The sequence below is a fragment of the Peribacillus simplex genome (genome assembly GCF_001578185.1).
GTDB classification, from domain to species: domain Bacteria; phylum Bacillota; class Bacilli; order Bacillales; family DSM-1321; genus Peribacillus; species Peribacillus simplex_A.
The window spans coordinates 3736446-3752713 of sequence record NZ_CP011008.1 but is presented as its reverse complement, the minus strand read 5'-3'; the positions used below and the strand labels follow the sequence as shown (position 1 = coordinate 3752713).

Here is a 16268-nt window from a genome sequence, read left to right as displayed (position 1 = left end):
GGGATTGTAAAATTTGAACGTTGATTGGAACGTAGGGCACTCGCTTTCCGCGGGCGGTCCGACCTAGGCACTCTTTGCGCCTGTGGGGACTTCCTAGGGCGCACTTTTCCCAGCAGTCTCGCATCTTCCATCTCAATCAAATTTGTTTTACCATTTAGATAAAACTCCTTTTGCCAACATTCTTTTTGGTTTTAAAATAGGAGTATATCCAAATCTGTGGAATTCAAGCTGCCTAGCGATTCGCTTGGATTACCGCCAGGAGCATCACGAACAAGATGATTGCCAATCCGATTCCGGCCATACCTTTACCTCTTTTGTCCTCGACGTTCGAGCTGCCCTTTCTTCCTTTCCAGATCATTAATATTCCTCCCAGAATGTAAGAAAAGTTACCTGGAGCCAAAGCCTTAGGTCATTTACTTTCTTATACCAGGATTTCCCTTTAGTTTAGACAGGTTGAAGGAAGCGTTTCTTTCATGATGGATTCCTGACGAATCCTTTTTTTAGGATGAATGCAATGGTTCCTTTCTAATTATCGAACCTGTTAATAAGGCAGGTCCTAAGAGAAAAGAATATCCTTTTTCCGAGATGCCATATCGATTTTTTCTTCTTCAAAAAAGTACCTTTCATGTTCCTAAATCATTGGTTCCAATCATAAAAGTCCTTTTTCACGCATAAGTTTTCATGATAAAAATAATAGCAATTCACCCACTGCATCATAGAATATATGGACATATGCACAGGAGGGGTTAACAGCGTGAAAATTCATATAGTCCAAAAAGGCGATACGCTTTGGAAGCTCGCCAAAAAATATGGCGTCAGTTTTGAAGAACTTAAAAAAGTTAACACGCAATTGAGCAACCCGGACATGATGATGCCCGGAATGAAAATTAAAATACCAGGGACATCCGGAGCTGTAATAAAAGAAACGGTTAAACCAAACGTGAATATTCAACAGGGAATGAAAGAATCCCAAATTCAACCGTATCAGGCACAGCCTGCACCTATGAAAGAGCAGCAAATTATGCAAAAACATCCAGTAAAAGAGCAGCCGAAATTTCAACAGCCGGTTAAAGAACAACCAATCGTTCAAAAACCAGTAAAAGAGCAGAAAATCTTTCAACAGCCAGCTAAGAAGGAGCAGCAGATCGTTCATAAGCCAGCTAAGAAAGAGCAGCAGATCGTTCAGCCAAAGCCAATCATTAAAGAAAAGCAAATAATCGTTCCAAAAGAAGTACCAGTACCGATGCCAGTGATTCCGGAAATCGATATCAATAATTATTATATGGTCAACATGACCAATATGAGTGTACAGAAGCCTCCTGCACCACCACCTTTACCAAAGAAAAAAGAAGTGCAGGCAGTCACTAAAAAGAAGAAGAAAAAGCCTGCTGTCCAGCCAGAACAGGAATATTGTGAGCCAGTGGATGATTGTATTCCAGTAACGCCAATCATGCCTGGAAGCGGTTATTGTATTCAGCCGCCTCCATGGGCGTATATGCAGATGCAAGGGATGCAAGCCCCATATCAAGGTGCTCAAGGGTACCAGGCGGCTCCACAAGGTTATCAAATGATGGAAGAAAGTTCTGATGTTTGGGGGGGATCTCCTGACATGCAATCGATGGGGCAAGGATTCGTTCAAGGGGCAAGTATGAATCCAACAGGCCAGCAACATTATCCATATCAAGCCTCAGCACCGGTTCCGCATCATTTTTATGGGGGGATGAATCAACAAGCTCAAGTAGCAGGTTCATATATGCAACAAGAGTATGGGCCATCAGTGGAATCGTCTTCTTCAAATGATCACCATAACTTTCCTCAGCAGTATACCCAGACAGCCGGTGAAGAAGAGGAAGATTGCGGCTGTAATAAGGGGGTACTAGGAACTTATGGGCCGGAAGTGAAAGGGCAGTATCAAGGAAACAAAAAAATAGAGATGCAGCATCAATATGAAGCAGAGTCAGAAGAATCGGCTCAAGTCCAACAATATGGCGGTCAAAGTGGTAGCGATCCAGGCATGATGATGGGCGGTCAAAGTGGAGGCGATCCAAGTATGATGATGGGCGGTCAAAGTGGAGGTGATCCAAGTATGGTGATAGGCGGTCAAAGTGGAAGTGATCCAGGCATGATGATGGGCGGTCAAAGTGGAAGCCATCCAGGCATGATGATAGGTGGCCAAGGTGGAGGTCAACCATGGATGATGGGAGGTCATCAAGGAAGCCACTCAGGCATAATGGAAGGTCACCAAGGAAGCCACCCAGGCATGACGGGAGGTCATCAAGGAAGCCATTCAGGCATGATGGGAAGTCATCAAGGAAGCCATTCAGGGATGATGGAAGGTCATCAAGGAAGCCATCCAAGCATGATGGGAAGTCATCAAGGAGGCCATTCAGGGATGATGGAAGGTCATCAAGGAGGGCATTCAGGCATGATGGGAAGTCACCAAGGAGGGCATTCAGGCATGATGGGAAGTCATCAAGGAAGCCACTCAGGCATGATGGAAGGTCATCAAGGAAGCCATTCAGGGATGACGGGAGGTCATCAAGGAAGCCACTCAGGGATGATGGAAGGTCATCAAGGAAGCCATTCAGGGATGATGGGAAGTCATCAAGGAGGCCATCCAAGCATGATGGGAAGTCATCAAGGAGGGCATTCAGGGATGATGGAAGGTCATCAAGGAAGCCATTCAGGCATGATGGAAGGTCATCAAGGAGGGCATTCAGGGATGATGGAAGGTCATCAAGGAAGCCATTCAGGGATGATGGAAGGCCATCAAGGAAGCCATCCAGGGATGATGGGAGGCCATCAAGGAAGCCATCCAGGAATGACGGGAGGCTTCCAAGGAGGTCAACCAGGGATGATGGGAGGCCATCCAGGAGGTCAACCAGGAATGATGGGAGGCCATCAAGGAGGCCAGCCAGGAATGATGGGAGGCCATCAAGGAGGCCAACCAGGAATGATGGGAGGCTTCCAAGGAGGTCAACCAGGAATGATGGGAGGCCATCCAGGAGGTCAACCAGGAATGATGGGAGGCCATCCAGGAGGTCAACCAGGAATGATGGGAGGCCATCAAGGAGGCCAACCAGGAATGATGGGAGGTCATCCAGGAGGTCAACCAGGAATGATGGGAGGTCATCCAGGAGGCCAACCAGGAATGATGGGAGGCCATCCAGGAGGTCAACCAGGAATGATGGGAGGCCATCCAGGAGGTCAACCAGGAATGATGGGAGGCCATCCAGGAGGTCAACCAGGAATGATGGGAGGCTTTCAAGGAGGTCAACCAGGGATGATGGGAGGTCAAGGTGGAAGCCAACCAGGGATGATGGGAGGTCAAGGTGGAGGCCAGCCGGGAAGCCAGCTAGAGATGATGATGCCGGGTCAATTTGGTGGTCAGCCGGGCATGATGCGGGGGCAGCCTGAAGCCATGTTGCCTGGACAAATGGGAGGACAGCCTGGCCAATTCGGTGGCGTTCGTGCTCCTGAAACATTTGGGATACCAACATATGTAGATGAAAGCGATGACTACTAATTATCAAGGAGACAGTGTTTTTAACACTCGTCTCCTCTCTTATATAAATCGTAAGCCAAAGAAAGTCCACCATCTTCAAAGCAGTGTCTATTTAATAACTTTTGAAAAGGGTCATCCAATAATCCTTAAAGGATTCAGCAGTTTTGAAAAATGGGATCGGCAAAGAGAATTGACTTCTTTATTAAAACAAAAGGGTTTCCATCAAACGTATTATATTCATCAGAATTTAATGCCCTTTCAATTCAAAGGGAAATGGTATGGCAGTATGGACTATTTTCCGCCCAGTAAGAAAAAATTCCGATTTTCCAATCATAAGGACCGTTTAGAGGGAATTCAGTTACTGGAAAGCTTCCATGATGTTTCTGAACATCTCTCCATTAACGCCCCTGTTTTTGATCAATCAAAAAAATGGAACGAGCGTTTATCACTATTTAAAAATAACTTTTCTTATGTTCGACAATATGTTTCCGAAGATATTATTAAAGAATGGATTAGATGGGGGGAGTGGGCATTAGAGGGTTTTGATAAAAACCAGTCTTTATGGAGTAAGGAAAAGAAAGTCATCATTCATGGTGATTGTGCCCACCATAATTTCTTGCGGAGAGAAGACGGCACTTTAACCTTAATCGATTTTGATCTAATGGCAAATGCTCCAAGATGCATTGATTATTTACAGTATGCAAATCGAATTTCACCTCATTTGGAAGATGCGGCCACCAAGTTGTGGGAAGTGCCGCAATTGCAAAGCTATCAGTCTGACCTGGCCTTTTTATATGCTTTAACTTATCCTACGGATATCTTCCGTGAATGGAATCGTCTTAATAAAAGTTCTTCACAGCTTCATTCGGTCTGGAAAATGACTGTGGAAGGTTTTTCGGAGCGGATTAAGATGAATGAAAAATTGGAGAAGAAGATTTCTTCCCTAAAGAGGAAATAAAACGCGCTTTTGGCCGTAACTTACAGAGTACATTCATCGTTAGACACCCATGCTAATTATGAGCGGAATATAGCTCATTCTATTGCAATGGGAGGGTTATTTTGCAGAAAATAAAATGGACACTGCCACTTTATACGGTATTAGCCGCTGTCAGCTTGGTTGGATGCGCTAATAATGATACAGCGAAAAACGGAAATATAACGAATGAAACAGGGTACCATACAACTGAAAAAGATGTATTGGTACGAAACATCAATTATCGGAATATGGGGCAAAGCCTTTACGATAAAGATGATGCATACAGTACGCGGGATCGTAATTACCATGGCCATGAAAGTAAACCGCTAAGGGCCCGATCATCTTATTATAATTCTTATGAAGGCACGTTAGCCGACAAAGCTAATGGAATCGCCAATGGAGTGTACCCTGTTATCGATGCCAGAACAATCATCATGAAAGACGAAATGCTGGTTGCCTTGCTGCTTAATGACTACAGCCAAGCAAAAAATGTCAAAGAAAAAGTCAAGAATGAAATCGGACCGCTTTCAAATGGCCGGAACCTATACGTCACAACCGATCAAGGTGTCTATTATAGGTCGATGACACTTGATAACAATCTTCGTGATGGCGATACGAGGGAAATGGTCATTCTGGATGCCAATGACATGTTCGAGAATCTTAACATTCATCAAGATCACTTAAAATAATTAAAGGGCTGACCACGATTCCATGGTCAGCCCTTTTAGATTTTTTCTGGTTAATAATCCTTATTTGGGTCAAACTACTTAAAAAGTAAACGCCTTAAGAGGTGAGAATATTGATTAATCAACTAAGGATCCAATTTTTCATGATACTTTTCATACTGCCATTTTGTTTAACCGTTTATGCCGAAGGACCTGTGCAGAAGGAAAATGAACCAATTGAAAGGAAAGTCATCCTTCAGCGTATGTATCTGGATGGCGAGTTAAGTGAGGAGAAATTGACAGAAACAATTTGGTCGATGGAAGACTTTTGGTCAAAATATCAAGGGTGGAAAGTAGTCGATCAAAATGAAGAACATATTGTCCTTAAGAAAATTGAAAATGACATATCTCCGCTTTTAAAAGCGAATGGTTACCTTGGGATGAGGGAAGATGGTACGTTATCCATTTTTATCGGAAGGCCTGAGCACGCCAAGATCATTCATACTTTTTACCAAATAGACGTTGGTAAACTTGAAGTATACAAGCAGGAGGAGCTGCAAAAAGGGATACCGATCATGAATAAAGACCAATATAAACAGCTCATTAAAGAATATGAGCCATATTCGGTAAACTAGGATGGGATGACACCCATCCTCTTTGTTTTTCTCCAGCCGTAAACCCCAAATGCGATAAAACGGGATAGCGTCCATTGGAAAAGTCTTTGCCGACTACTAAATAACTTTTAATGAACAACCCTTCTTTTTTATGATAAAATGAGAGGTACAGCAAAATCAGGGAGAGAATTAATTTGTATGATTATATAAAAGGCAAGGTCGATTATATTGGACCTGAATACATAGTTGTGGAAAATGGGGGAATCGGATATCAAGTGATGACGCCGAATCCTTTTATTTTTTCCGCCCAATACCAGAAAGAAATCCAAGTTTTTTTATATCATTATGTGCGCGAGGATATGGCTGCATTTTACGGATTTCAGACTCGGCAAGAAAAGGCATTATTCACAAAATTATTGAATGTAACCGGAATCGGGCCGAAGGGTGCTCTAGCCATATTAGCATCAGGACAAGTTGATCAGGTGGTGCAGGCGATCGAAAGTGAAGATGAATCGTTTTTGGTGAAATTCCCGGGAGTCGGAAAGAAAACGGCACGGCAAATGATTCTGGATTTAAAAGGGAAACTTGAGAACATTATTCCGGATGCCTTTCCAAGCTTGTTTAACGAAGGCGTCACGGCAGCACTCAGTCCCAATGGTTATACAGAAGCGTTGGATGAAGCCATTCTTGCTTTAAAGGCTCTTGGTTATTCTGAAAAGGAAATCCAAAAGGTTGCTAAGAAGTTGCAGACGGAAGATATGACGACCGAGCAATACATTAAGAAAGCATTGCAAATGATGTTAAGATAAGGAGTGGCGCAATGGAGGAGAGAATATTCAATCAGGAAGCCGATCTGAACGAACTATCCTTTGAACAAAGCCTGCGGCCGCAAAACTTAAAGCAATATATTGGACAGGATAAAGTGAAAGCGAATTTGAGCGTATACATCGAAGCGGCAAGGATGAGGGAAGAAACGCTTGATCATGTACTTTTATATGGACCGCCCGGACTTGGGAAGACGACGCTAGCTGTCATCATCGCCAATGAAATGGGTGTCAATATCCGCACGACTTCCGGTCCCGCCATTGAGCGGCCGGGAGATCTGGCGGCCATTTTGAGTGCACTTGAGCCCGGTGATGTGTTATTCATTGATGAGATTCACCGTCTTCCTCGTGTTGTCGAAGAAGTGCTATACCCGGCTATGGAGGACTTCTGTCTGGATATTGTAGTCGGTAAGGGGCCGGAAGCCCGTTCGATCAGAATCGACTTGCCTCCGTTCACCCTCGTAGGGGCCACGACACGTGCAGGGTCACTATCTGCACCGCTCAGGGACCGTTTTGGCGTTTTAAGCCGTCTTGAATATTATACGGAAAACCATTTGGCTGATATCATCATCCGTACAGCAAGAATCATGGATACGGAAATGAATGATCAGGCAGCTGCAGAGCTTGCAAGAAGGTCAAGGGGAACCCCGAGAATTGCTAATCGGCTGTTACGGAGGGTCAGGGATTTCGCCCAGGTACACGGTGATGGTACGATAACTGCCGAACTTGCCGATTATGCGCTTGAATTAATGCAGGTCGACCGTTTAGGACTCGATCATATTGACCATAAATTACTTAAAGGGATCATTGAAAAATTCCGTGGCGGGCCCGTGGGTCTGGAAACGATTGCTGCAACGATTGGCGAAGAGGCACATACGATCGAAGACGTGTATGAACCATATCTGTTACAAGTCGGTTTTCTTCAGCGGACTCCAAGAGGCCGGATGGCAACACAGCTGGTTTATGAGCATTTCGGAATGGAGATGCCTGAATGATGAATATACCAAAAATGGTAATGATACTGGGTGTGATTATATTCGTGATTGGTTTTGCGATGAAATATATCCATCTCGGCAGGCTGCCGGGAGATATTTTTTTGAAAAAGGGGAATACGACTTTTTACTTTCCTATCGTTACATCAATCATCGTCAGTGTTGTGTTGTCCGCCATTTTTTATTTGATCGGCCGTTTTAAATAATAATTACAGCTTGATAGACAGGTTAGGAAGTGGAACAGATGAAATTGGAAATGTTTGATTTTCATTTACCCGAGGAATTGATTGCACAAGTTCCTTTGGAGGATAGGGAAGCAAGTAGATTGATGGTGTTGGACAAAGAAACCGGAAAACTCCAGCATGATGTATTCAGCCATATCACGGAATATATCAAACCGGGAGATTGCCTGGTGTTGAATGATACGAAGGTGCTGCCGGCCCGGCTATACGGCAGTAAAGAAGAAACGGGTGCAAAGGTTGAAGTATTGCTGCTTAAGCAAGAGCATGATGATGTATGGGAAACGCTCGTGAAGCCAGCCAAACGGATTAAAGTAGGCTCGACAATCATTTTTGGCGATGGTAAACTAAGTGCCGTCTGTACAGGTGTACTTGAGCATGGCGGCCGAATCCTTGAATTTAAATATGAAGGCATATTTTATGAAATACTAGAAAAGCTTGGCGAAATGCCTTTACCTCCATATATCAAGGAACAACTCGACGATCAGGACCGTTATCAAACGGTATATGCGCGTGAACGGGGATCTGCAGCGGCACCTACGGCAGGCCTGCACTTTACCGAGGATTTGCTTGAGAAACTTAAAGGGATGGGTGTCCACATCGCTTTCATCACGCTACATGTTGGGCTTGGTACGTTCCGTCCTGTCAGTGTGGATGATATTGACAGCCACGAAATGCATTCAGAGTTTTATCAAATGACTGAAGGCACAGCCAGATTACTGAATGATGTGAAAGAAAAAGGCGGGAAAATCATCACGGTCGGCACTACGTCAACAAGGACATTAGAAACGATTGCGTCCCGTAATGATGGGGTTTTCAAGGAAGAGAATGGCTGGACGAGCATCTTCATTTATCCTGGTTATGAATTCAAAGGGATCGATGCGATGATAACGAACTTCCATTTACCGAAATCTACTTTAATCATGCTTATTTCTGCACTTGCAGGCAGGGAGCATATCCTTCATGCCTATGAAACGGCCGTTAAAGAAAAATACAGGTTCTTTAGTTTTGGAGATGCAATGTTAATTAAGTAATAAAGAGTGAGAAGCTCTTGAAGGGAGTTATTGCGTTGACTGCAATACGATATGAGTTAATCAAAACATGTAAACAGACAGGGGCACGGTTAGGCCGGGTTCATACGCCGCATGGTTCTTTTGAAACGCCGGCATTCATGCCGGTTGGAACGATGGCTACTGTCAAAACGATGTCCCCGGAAGATTTGAAACAAATGGGGGCAGGCATCATCCTGAGCAATACGTACCACTTATGGCTCCGTCCGGGGCATGAAATCATCAAGGAAGCTGGCGGATTGCATAAGTTCATGAACTGGGATCGGGCGATTCTGACGGATTCAGGCGGCTTTCAAGTCTTCAGTTTGAGTGAATTCCGCAAAATTGAAGAAGAGGGCGTACATTTCAGGAACCATCTGAATGGTGATAAATTATTTTTATCCCCAGAAAAAGCGATGGAAATCCAAAACGCGCTAGGCTCCGATATTATGATGGCATTCGATGAATGTCCGCCATTTCCTGCAACCGAAGAGTATATGAAGAAATCGGTTGAACGGACATCACGCTGGGCGGAACGCTGTTTGAATGCCCATGAGCGCCCAAATGACCAAGGACTGTTCGGGATCGTTCAAGGCGGGGAGTTTGAAAACCTTCGTAAACAAAGTGCAAAAGACCTTGTCTCCCTTGATTTTCCGGGTTATGCTATTGGAGGACTATCCGTAGGGGAACCGAAGGATATCATGAACCGCGTTCTTGAGTTTACAAGTCCGCTGCTTCCAACTAACAAACCGCGTTACCTGATGGGGGTAGGTTCGCCGGACTCATTGATCGATGGTGCAATCCGCGGTGTCGATATGTTTGACTGTGTACTGCCGACGCGAATTGCGCGTAATGGTACGCTGATGACGAGCAATGGGCGGCTGGTTGTGAAAAATGCGAAATATGCACGCGATTTTGGTCCAATCGATGAAAATTGCGATTGCCATGTTTGCAAGAATTATAGCCGGGCATATATCCGCCATTTGATTAAATGTGAAGAAACCTTCGGAATTCGTCTTACGACTTACCATAACCTTCATTTTCTGTTAAACTTAATGGAACAGGTCAGACAAGCTATTCGAGAAGATCGTCTTGGAGACTTTAGGGAAGAGTTTTTTGAGCAATATGGTTTCAACGAACCAAATGCGAGAAACTTCTAATTCCATAAATATTTTAATGAACGAAAGGAGTGAATTTACAAATGGGTTCTTTAACACAAATACTTCCGTTGATCTTAATGTTCGTATTGTTCTATTTCTTATTGATCCGTCCGCAGCAAAAACGCCAAAAGGCTACGCAAAGCATGCAAACTAGCTTGAAAAAAGGTGATAAAGTTGCTACTATCGGCGGCATGCACGGAACAATCGATTCGATCGATGAATTGAAAATCGTCATTAAATCACCAGACGGTACAAAACTGACTTTCGACCGTGCCTCAATCCGTGAAATTACGGAAAGCGCACCAAATAAAGAAGCAACATTATAATACAAACGAAAACCGGGCCATGTGCCCGGTTTTTTTGCTGTGTTTTTTTAATTGGTGCGTGATTCGGAGCTCATGTTGACCCCAAGTACGCCACCCATCATGGCCGTAATGACAAAACAGCCGTAGTAGATCCATTGCTTGATGGTGAAGAGTGCATCGTGACCTAAATATTGAAAAAGGAACACGACCAACAGATAAAGCAGCCCAGTACTTCCGCCTAAGAATAGTCCTTGCTTTTTCCCTTTGCCTCCTGATATGAATCCACCAATGAACAGCGATAAAAAGGACACGATCATGATCACATATGTCAGGGATGATTCCGTCAGTGAAGTAAAACGAAGAAGGATGGAAACGATTAAACTTGCAATCATCGCTATGGCAAAGATGGAGCCTACGCCATAAATTACGGCGACACTCATTTTTTTAGTTTCGATGGGTATTCCTCCTTTTTAAAAGGCTGTTACGTTTTAGCCTGTTTATGTGTTAGTACAAGCATATTCCCGGTATGGAACCTTTAGACCAGGTTTACAGAAGCTTCCCATAAAATTAGAAAAGATTATGGAGTAATTTTTCAGTCCCCAAGCCATGCTATGGATGAAGGATGTGTTAAATGAAGTGGAAACCTATCTGGCTATTATTTTTAGAACAACAGTGATCTATCTAGTCATCTGGTTCCTTTTTCGAATGATGGGTAAGCGGGAAGTAGGGGAACTTAGCGTTCTTGATTTAGTGGTATCCATCATGATAGGGGACATTGCCGTGCTATCCTTTGAAGATTTGGAAAAACCGTTTGTTCGACAGACTATCCCAATGTTTGTCCTCGCGTTCCTCCAAATGACATTGGCATTGATCTCATTGAAAAGTGTCAGGTTTCGCAATTTCATGGACGGTAAGCCGCAGATCATTATCAATCAGGGGAAAATAGATGAAAAGGCGATGCGTAAACAACGATATAATTTTGATGACTTATTGACCCAACTTCGTGAACAAGGAATTAGTGATTTAAACGTTGTTAAATTTGCCATCCTTGAAACTTCAGGAAAGCTCTCGGTGATTAAAAGTGCGCAAGAAGAAAGGTCGGAAAGTGTAGAAACTCCCTACCCCCTTATAATCGACGGAGAGATTCAGGAGGCTAATCTCGATAAAATTGGCAAAAATCATTTTTGGCTCCGGTACCAGTTGAAAAAAATGGGAGAAACGAATATTAAAGAGATTTCGATTTGCGGATACATAGATGGACAATTTTACATCGATAAGAATGAAACGAAGAAATGACCGAAGCCGTTAAATGCTTCGGTTCAATTTATTTCCAAGCAAACTTTGATAAAAAGCCGCCCACTACAGGAATCCTGATCAAATCCGCTTTTTTTATGCTGCCTGTCATGAGGAGGGAAAATGTGAACAGCAGGATCACGACCGTCACGGACAGCAAAAGCCGTGCGCCAAGAGGCTGTGAGGAGAGCGGGACTTTATAAAGATAATAACCGCCCCAGCCTGAAATTAAGGCAAGGACCAAAGCTGACATATAGCTCCGGAAATGAAGCGTGAAAGGGACGACCTTAAGCACGGTTGAAAAGTGCAGAAAAGTAACGAGCATCGAACCGACGGCTATCCCGATTGCGGCTCCCATGATCCCGAAACTTTCCTTCGACGCCAGCAGCCAAATCACACCGATTTTAAGGATGTTCCCAGCCAGACTGTTGAACATTGCGGCTTTTGCTAGATCCAGTGCTTGAAGCATGGACTGTAGCGGGTACTGAAAATAATAAAGGATAAAAAAAGGTGCCAGGAATTTAATGAAAACAGCAGCATGGGAAGAGCCATACATGACTTGTAAAATAGGTTCGGCAAAAATGAACAGAATGACGACAGCTAAACAGCCTGTGATAAAGGTGATTTTCAGGGACTGTTGAAGCCTGTGCTCAACGAGTAGAAAGTTTCCGGTCGTACGGGCTTCGCTCACTGCGGGGACAAGTGCCGTCGCCAATGATGACGTAACGAAAGAAGGAAGCATGAGTAAAGGCAGTGCGTACCCTGTCAATTCCCCGTATTGGCTGGTGGCTGCTGCCGCGGTGACACCGGCGATTGCCAAACTCTGGGCAACCACTATCGGTTCAAAAAACCACGAAACCGAACCAATCATCCTGCTTCCGGTGGTAGGAAGGGCAATCCCCATCAATTCGGTGAACGTTCCTTTTCCTGATTTGACATTCTTGATAAATCCTTTCCGGAACTTAAAATGTTTCTTTAATTTAAAGCTAGTCAATAAGTAGATGAGTGAAACAAGTTCTCCGATAATTGAAGCGAACATCGCCCCGGCTGCAGCGTATTCGATTCCATATGGCAAAAAGGCCTTCGTCAGGACGGCTATGAATGTGATTCGTGCCACCTGTTCGATGACTTGTGAGAAAGCGAAGGGCTTCATATTTTGCTTCCCTTGGAAATAACCGCGCAGTACGGATGAAATGGCGATAATCGGTACGATAGGAGCGATTGCCATGAGCGGCCATACCGTCCGATCGTCAGTGAATAGGTATTCTGAGAGAACCGGCGCGAAAAGCAGCATTGCAGGAGTGAAAATCATCGATAGAGTAAAGGTGCAGGCCAAAGAGACGACAAGGATTTTCTTGATTTTCCGTTCATCACCTTTGGCATTGGCCTCAGCAACGAATTTGGAAATGGCGATAGGCAGGCCTAACTGGGTAATGTTCACGACGAGAAATAGGGTCGGTAAAGCCATCATATATAAACCAACGCCTTCTTCGCCGATGAAGCGGGCGATGACAATGCGGTTAATGAACCCAAGAACCCTTGTAATGAGGCTTGCGATTAATAAAATCAGCGTCCCTTTTAAAAACTTGGACATTGAACTCCCTCCCTGCCTTCTCAAAAAAGCGGTTATGCTATACAATTATCTATATGCTTGTACTTGGACAAAGCATGACAAAAGTGTTTGCGTTCTTACAAATGATCGGATTTCCTTCTAAGAAAATGCGCATTCATATGAGAATCATTTTTACTGGAGGCAAAGTGATGACGAAAAAGAATCATCCCTATCAAAGGTATTATGTAAAGGTACGTCCATTTTTGAAAAGCAAGCGTGAGGAATTCCAAATGGTTGGATTGAATGCCGTAACAGAGGAAGATATATGGGGAACCTTAACCAAAAATAAATGGAAGCGTCCGCAGGAAAACATTCACATTCACGAACTCGTAGCCGACATCGTGACTTTTTCGAGCAACCAGTTCATGACCTTCCAAATGGTTGAAGCCTATAAATCACCAAACCTTTTTGAACCGATTTCTGAAGATGAGCTGAAGGATCTTTTGAAGGAATAAAGCAAAGATATACTTAAATTGACAGCGGTTTGTATATGACTCATAATAGATATGGTTATGCCTTTTTTGGGAAAATTATGGGAAGCTATGTCTTTTTTCTCAAGAAGCAAAAGGGATGCATTTATTATAAATAAAAAAATGTCAGTTTTATTAAAACTTCAGGAACAGGCGTATTATAGAAAGGGGCCTACTACATAATGGTAAAAAGAAGCAGGATCGTTGCGTTTTTTCTAATCGTACTTTTGATTTTCGCAGCGATGGGAACGACTTCAAAAGGAATCCTAAAGGATATCAAGCTGGGTCTTGATCTTCAAGGCGGTTTTGAAGTGTTATATCAAGTAAAACCACTGGCTGGGGGAAAGATTACCCCGGATGTTTTGAAAGCTACAGTGAGCTCCCTTGAAAGGCGTGTCAATGTATTAGGTGTCAATGAACCTAGCATTCAAATTGAAGGGAAGGACAGGATCCGTGTTCAATTGGCCGGAGTTAAAGACCAAAATAAAGCTCGGGAAATCCTTTCGACCCAAGCCAAATTATCCTTCCGTGATTACAACGATAAGGAAATGATGACAGGTGCTGACCTGAAAGAAGGCGGCGCGAAACAAACGTTCCAAGATAATAAACCGGTTGTTGAGGTCACATTGAAAGATGTGAATAAGTTTAAAGAAATCACTCAAAAAATTTCCACGATGCAACGTCCGACAAATGTACTCGCAATCTGGTTGGATTTCGAGAAAGGAAAAGATTCCTTTAAAGATGCGGCTTCACAGGACAATATGATATCCGCTCCAGCTGTCAGTGAAGTTTTTAATACGAAGAAGGTATATATCACCGGTCAATTTACGGTGGAAGAAGCGAAAGAGCTTGCAGCCCTTCTGGATGCAGGTGCCCTGCCTGTAGATTTGAAAGAAAAGTACTCCACATCTGTAGGTGCCCAATTTGGTGCAGGTGCACTGCATGATACTGTTTTTGCGGGAATCATCGGAATTGCACTTGTTTTCATCTTCATGCTTGTGTATTACCGCTTCCCTGGATTCATTGCAGTCGTCACTTTAAGCATATACCTTTTCTTGACGCTATTGGTGTTCGATTGGATGAATGCGGTCCTTACGCTGCCTGGTATTGCGGCATTGGTACTCGGGGTCGGGATGGCTGTCGATGCCAACATCATAACCTACGAGCGGATAAGAGATGAATTGAAACTTGGCCGTTCTGTAAAAGCAGCTTATAAAGAAGGTACGAAAAACTCACTTGCTACGATTACGGATGCGAACTTAACGACCTTGCTGGCTGCGGCTGTTCTGTTCTATTATGGAACAAGCTCGGTTAAAGGGTTTGCGACCACTTTGATCATTTCGATTTTAATGAGTTTCATTACAGCCGTCTATGGTACACGTCTTTTCATGAGCCTTTGGGTGAATAGCGGGTTCCTTGACAAACGCACAACATGGTTTGGCGTGAAGAAGAAATACATTCACGATTTATCGGAGAAAATTAATTTAATGTCATTGCCAACACGCTTTGATAAAATTGATTTTGTCAAACATCGGAAAGTTTTTTATGGCATTTCAGTTGGTGTAACGATTATCGGGATCATTTTCCTGCTCGTTTTCAGATTGAATCTAGGTATTGATTTCACGAGCGGTACCCGGATTGAGGTTGCATCCAAAGATGTCTTGACGACCCAACAAGTCAAAACCGAAATGGTCAAGGTCGGTATTGATAAGGACGATGTCAAGGATGTCAGGCTCACTGGAAAAGAAAATAAAAATGCTGTCGTACGGACAGTCGGTGTCCTTGATAAGCAGGAAATCGCAAAATTGAAGGACCATTTCAAGAAGAATTATGGAGCAGAACCGAATGTCAGCACCGTATCGCCGACAGTCGGAAAAGAACTCGCGAAAAATGCCATGTTTGCGTTAGCGATTGCATCACTCGGAATCATTTTGTATGTATCGATACGATTTGAATGGCGAATGGCTGTACCTGCCGTCGTAGCGCTTATACATGACGCATTCTTCATCATAACGATATTTAGTGTATTTCGGCTTGAAGTGGATATCACCTTCATTGCTGCGGTACTGACGATCGTCGGTTATTCGATCAATGATACGATCGTAACCTTTGACCGTATTCGTGAAAACTTACGCTTCAGTCGTAAAGTCAAAACCGCTGAAGAGCTTGAGAATATTGTAAATATCAGTATCAGGCAAACATTGACGAGATCCATTAACACCGTACTAACCGTTCTCATTACGGTTATCGCGTTGATGATCTTCGGCAGTGAAGCTATCCGAAACTTCTCAATTGCCCTGTTTATCGGTTTAATATGTGGCGTGTATTCGTCTCTATTAATCGCGTCCCAATTCTGGCTTGATTTAAAAATCAGGGAATTGAAGAAAAAAGGACCACTGAACACCGCAAAAGAAAAGAAACAAAGTCTTGAAGGACAAGTTTAATATGTGAGAGGAGGCTGGCATGATGCCAGCCTTCTTTTTGTGAGACTAGCTTATTGAATAGGGAATTACAGCCATTTTTGAGTTTAAAATAAATTGAAACCGTTATTGTCGTTTTGTATA

General features: G+C 43.5%; 15 protein-coding genes and 1 pseudogene. 13 read left to right on the top strand and 3 right to left on the bottom strand.

All coding sequences use genetic code 11. The annotated features are described in order from the left end of the window. Positions 1–232 precede the first annotated feature (232 nt). Positions 233–358: a neutral zinc metallopeptidase gene (locus tag UP17_RS28950; protein WP_250211688.1), complete on the bottom strand. Its 126-nt coding sequence runs from the start codon at positions 356–358 to the stop codon at positions 233–235. 396 nt (positions 359–754) lie between these two features. Between UP17_RS28950 and safA the strand changes: the two are divergent. From safA to yajC, 10 genes and pseudogenes are all read left to right on the top strand, one after another. Then, a pseudogene (safA, locus tag UP17_RS29755) lies at positions 755–902 on the top strand (SafA/ExsA family spore coat assembly protein); the annotation flags it as partial. Between the two features lie 2613 nt (positions 903–3515). Continuing rightward, entirely contained in the window at positions 3516–4463 is a 948-nt protein-coding gene (locus tag UP17_RS17460) for a phosphotransferase (RefSeq protein ID WP_167555993.1), read from the top strand. 101 nt (positions 4464–4564) lie between these two features. Beyond that, positions 4565–5170 (top strand): YhcN/YlaJ family sporulation lipoprotein, encoded by a 606-nt coding sequence (locus UP17_RS17455; RefSeq protein ID WP_061464233.1) that lies wholly within the window; start codon positions 4565–4567, stop codon positions 5168–5170. Between the two features lie 110 nt (positions 5171–5280). Then, entirely contained in the window at positions 5281–5781 is a 501-nt protein-coding gene (locus UP17_RS17450; RefSeq protein WP_061464232.1) for an intercompartmental signaling factor BofC, read from the top strand. A gap of 173 nt (positions 5782–5954) precedes the next feature. Then, entirely contained in the window at positions 5955–6569 is a 615-nt protein-coding gene (ruvA, locus tag UP17_RS17445) for a Holliday junction branch migration protein RuvA (RefSeq protein ID WP_061464231.1), read from the top strand. A gap of 11 nt (positions 6570–6580) precedes the next feature. Then, a complete protein-coding gene (ruvB, locus tag UP17_RS17440) occupies positions 6581–7579 on the top strand; it encodes a Holliday junction branch migration DNA helicase RuvB (protein WP_061464230.1) in 999 nt (332 codons plus the stop codon). After that, positions 7576–7782, top strand: coding sequence for a DUF2905 domain-containing protein (locus UP17_RS17435; RefSeq protein WP_034308809.1), 207 nt, complete (start codon positions 7576–7578; stop codon positions 7780–7782). The genes ruvB and UP17_RS17435 overlap by 4 nt, the downstream gene beginning before the upstream one ends. Positions 7783–7820: 38 nt before the next feature. Continuing rightward, a complete protein-coding gene (queA, locus tag UP17_RS17430; RefSeq protein ID WP_061464229.1) occupies positions 7821–8849 on the top strand; it encodes a tRNA preQ1(34) S-adenosylmethionine ribosyltransferase-isomerase QueA in 1029 nt (342 codons plus the stop codon). 35 nt (positions 8850–8884) lie between these two features. Then, entirely contained in the window at positions 8885–10024 is a 1140-nt protein-coding gene (gene tgt, locus UP17_RS17425; protein WP_061464228.1) for a tRNA guanosine(34) transglycosylase Tgt, read from the top strand. Positions 10025–10065: 41 nt separating this feature from the next. After that, on the top strand, positions 10066–10350 hold the full coding sequence (gene yajC, locus UP17_RS17420; protein WP_061464227.1) for a preprotein translocase subunit YajC: 285 nt from the start codon (positions 10066–10068) through the stop codon (positions 10348–10350). Between the two features lie 47 nt (positions 10351–10397). On the opposite strand, the gene UP17_RS17415 is transcribed toward yajC, so the two are convergent. Beyond that, positions 10398–10769 (bottom strand): TIGR04086 family membrane protein, encoded by a 372-nt coding sequence (locus tag UP17_RS17415; protein ID WP_061464226.1) that lies wholly within the window; start codon positions 10767–10769, stop codon positions 10398–10400. Between the two features lie 196 nt (positions 10770–10965). Between UP17_RS17415 and UP17_RS17410 the strand changes: the two genes are divergently transcribed. Then, entirely contained in the window at positions 10966–11625 is a 660-nt protein-coding gene (locus UP17_RS17410) for a DUF421 domain-containing protein (protein ID WP_412547049.1), read from the top strand. Positions 11626–11653: 28 nt separating this feature from the next. On the opposite strand, the gene spoVB is transcribed toward UP17_RS17410, so the two are convergent. Further along, the gene (gene spoVB, locus UP17_RS17405; RefSeq protein WP_061464224.1) at positions 11654–13216 is read right to left on the bottom strand and encodes a stage V sporulation protein B; all 1563 of its coding nucleotides are present in this window, start codon (positions 13214–13216) and stop codon (positions 11654–11656) included. 167 nt (positions 13217–13383) lie between these two features. Between spoVB and UP17_RS17400 the strand changes: the two genes are divergently transcribed. Together UP17_RS17400 and secDF are read left to right on the top strand one after the other, a co-directional pair. Beyond that, a complete protein-coding gene (locus UP17_RS17400) occupies positions 13384–13689 on the top strand; it encodes a post-transcriptional regulator (protein ID WP_061464223.1) in 306 nt (101 codons plus the stop codon). Between the two features lie 197 nt (positions 13690–13886). After that, positions 13887–16148, top strand: a complete 2262-nt coding sequence (secDF, locus tag UP17_RS17395; protein WP_061464222.1) for a protein translocase subunit SecDF — start codon at positions 13887–13889, stop codon at positions 16146–16148. Positions 16149–16268: the final 120 nt, after the last annotated feature.

Excerpts from the sequence above, each read along its gene's own strand:
- secDF (WP_061464222.1), top strand. The coding sequence starts at position 13,887 with ATGGTAAAAAGAAGCAGGATCGTTGCGTTTTTTCTAATCGTACTTTTG.
- UP17_RS17400 (WP_061464223.1), top strand. The coding sequence starts at position 13,384 with ATGACGAAAAAGAATCATCCCTATCAAAGGTATTATGTAAAGGTACGT.
- spoVB (WP_061464224.1), bottom strand. The coding sequence starts at position 13,216 with ATGTCCAAGTTTTTAAAAGGGACGCTGATTTTATTAATCGCAAGCCTC.
- UP17_RS17460 (WP_167555993.1), top strand. The coding sequence starts at position 3,516 with ATGACTACTAATTATCAAGGAGACAGTGTTTTTAACACTCGTCTCCTC.
- yajC (WP_061464227.1), top strand. The coding sequence starts at position 10,066 with ATGGGTTCTTTAACACAAATACTTCCGTTGATCTTAATGTTCGTATTG.
- UP17_RS17435 (WP_034308809.1), top strand. The coding sequence starts at position 7,576 with ATGATGAATATACCAAAAATGGTAATGATACTGGGTGTGATTATATTC.
- UP17_RS28950 (WP_250211688.1), bottom strand. The coding sequence starts at position 358 with ATGATCTGGAAAGGAAGAAAGGGCAGCTCGAACGTCGAGGACAAAAGA.
- UP17_RS17415 (WP_061464226.1), bottom strand. The coding sequence starts at position 10,769 with ATGAGTGTCGCCGTAATTTATGGCGTAGGCTCCATCTTTGCCATAGCG.
- queA (WP_061464229.1), top strand. The coding sequence starts at position 7,821 with ATGAAATTGGAAATGTTTGATTTTCATTTACCCGAGGAATTGATTGCA.
- ruvB (WP_061464230.1), top strand. The coding sequence starts at position 6,581 with ATGGAGGAGAGAATATTCAATCAGGAAGCCGATCTGAACGAACTATCC.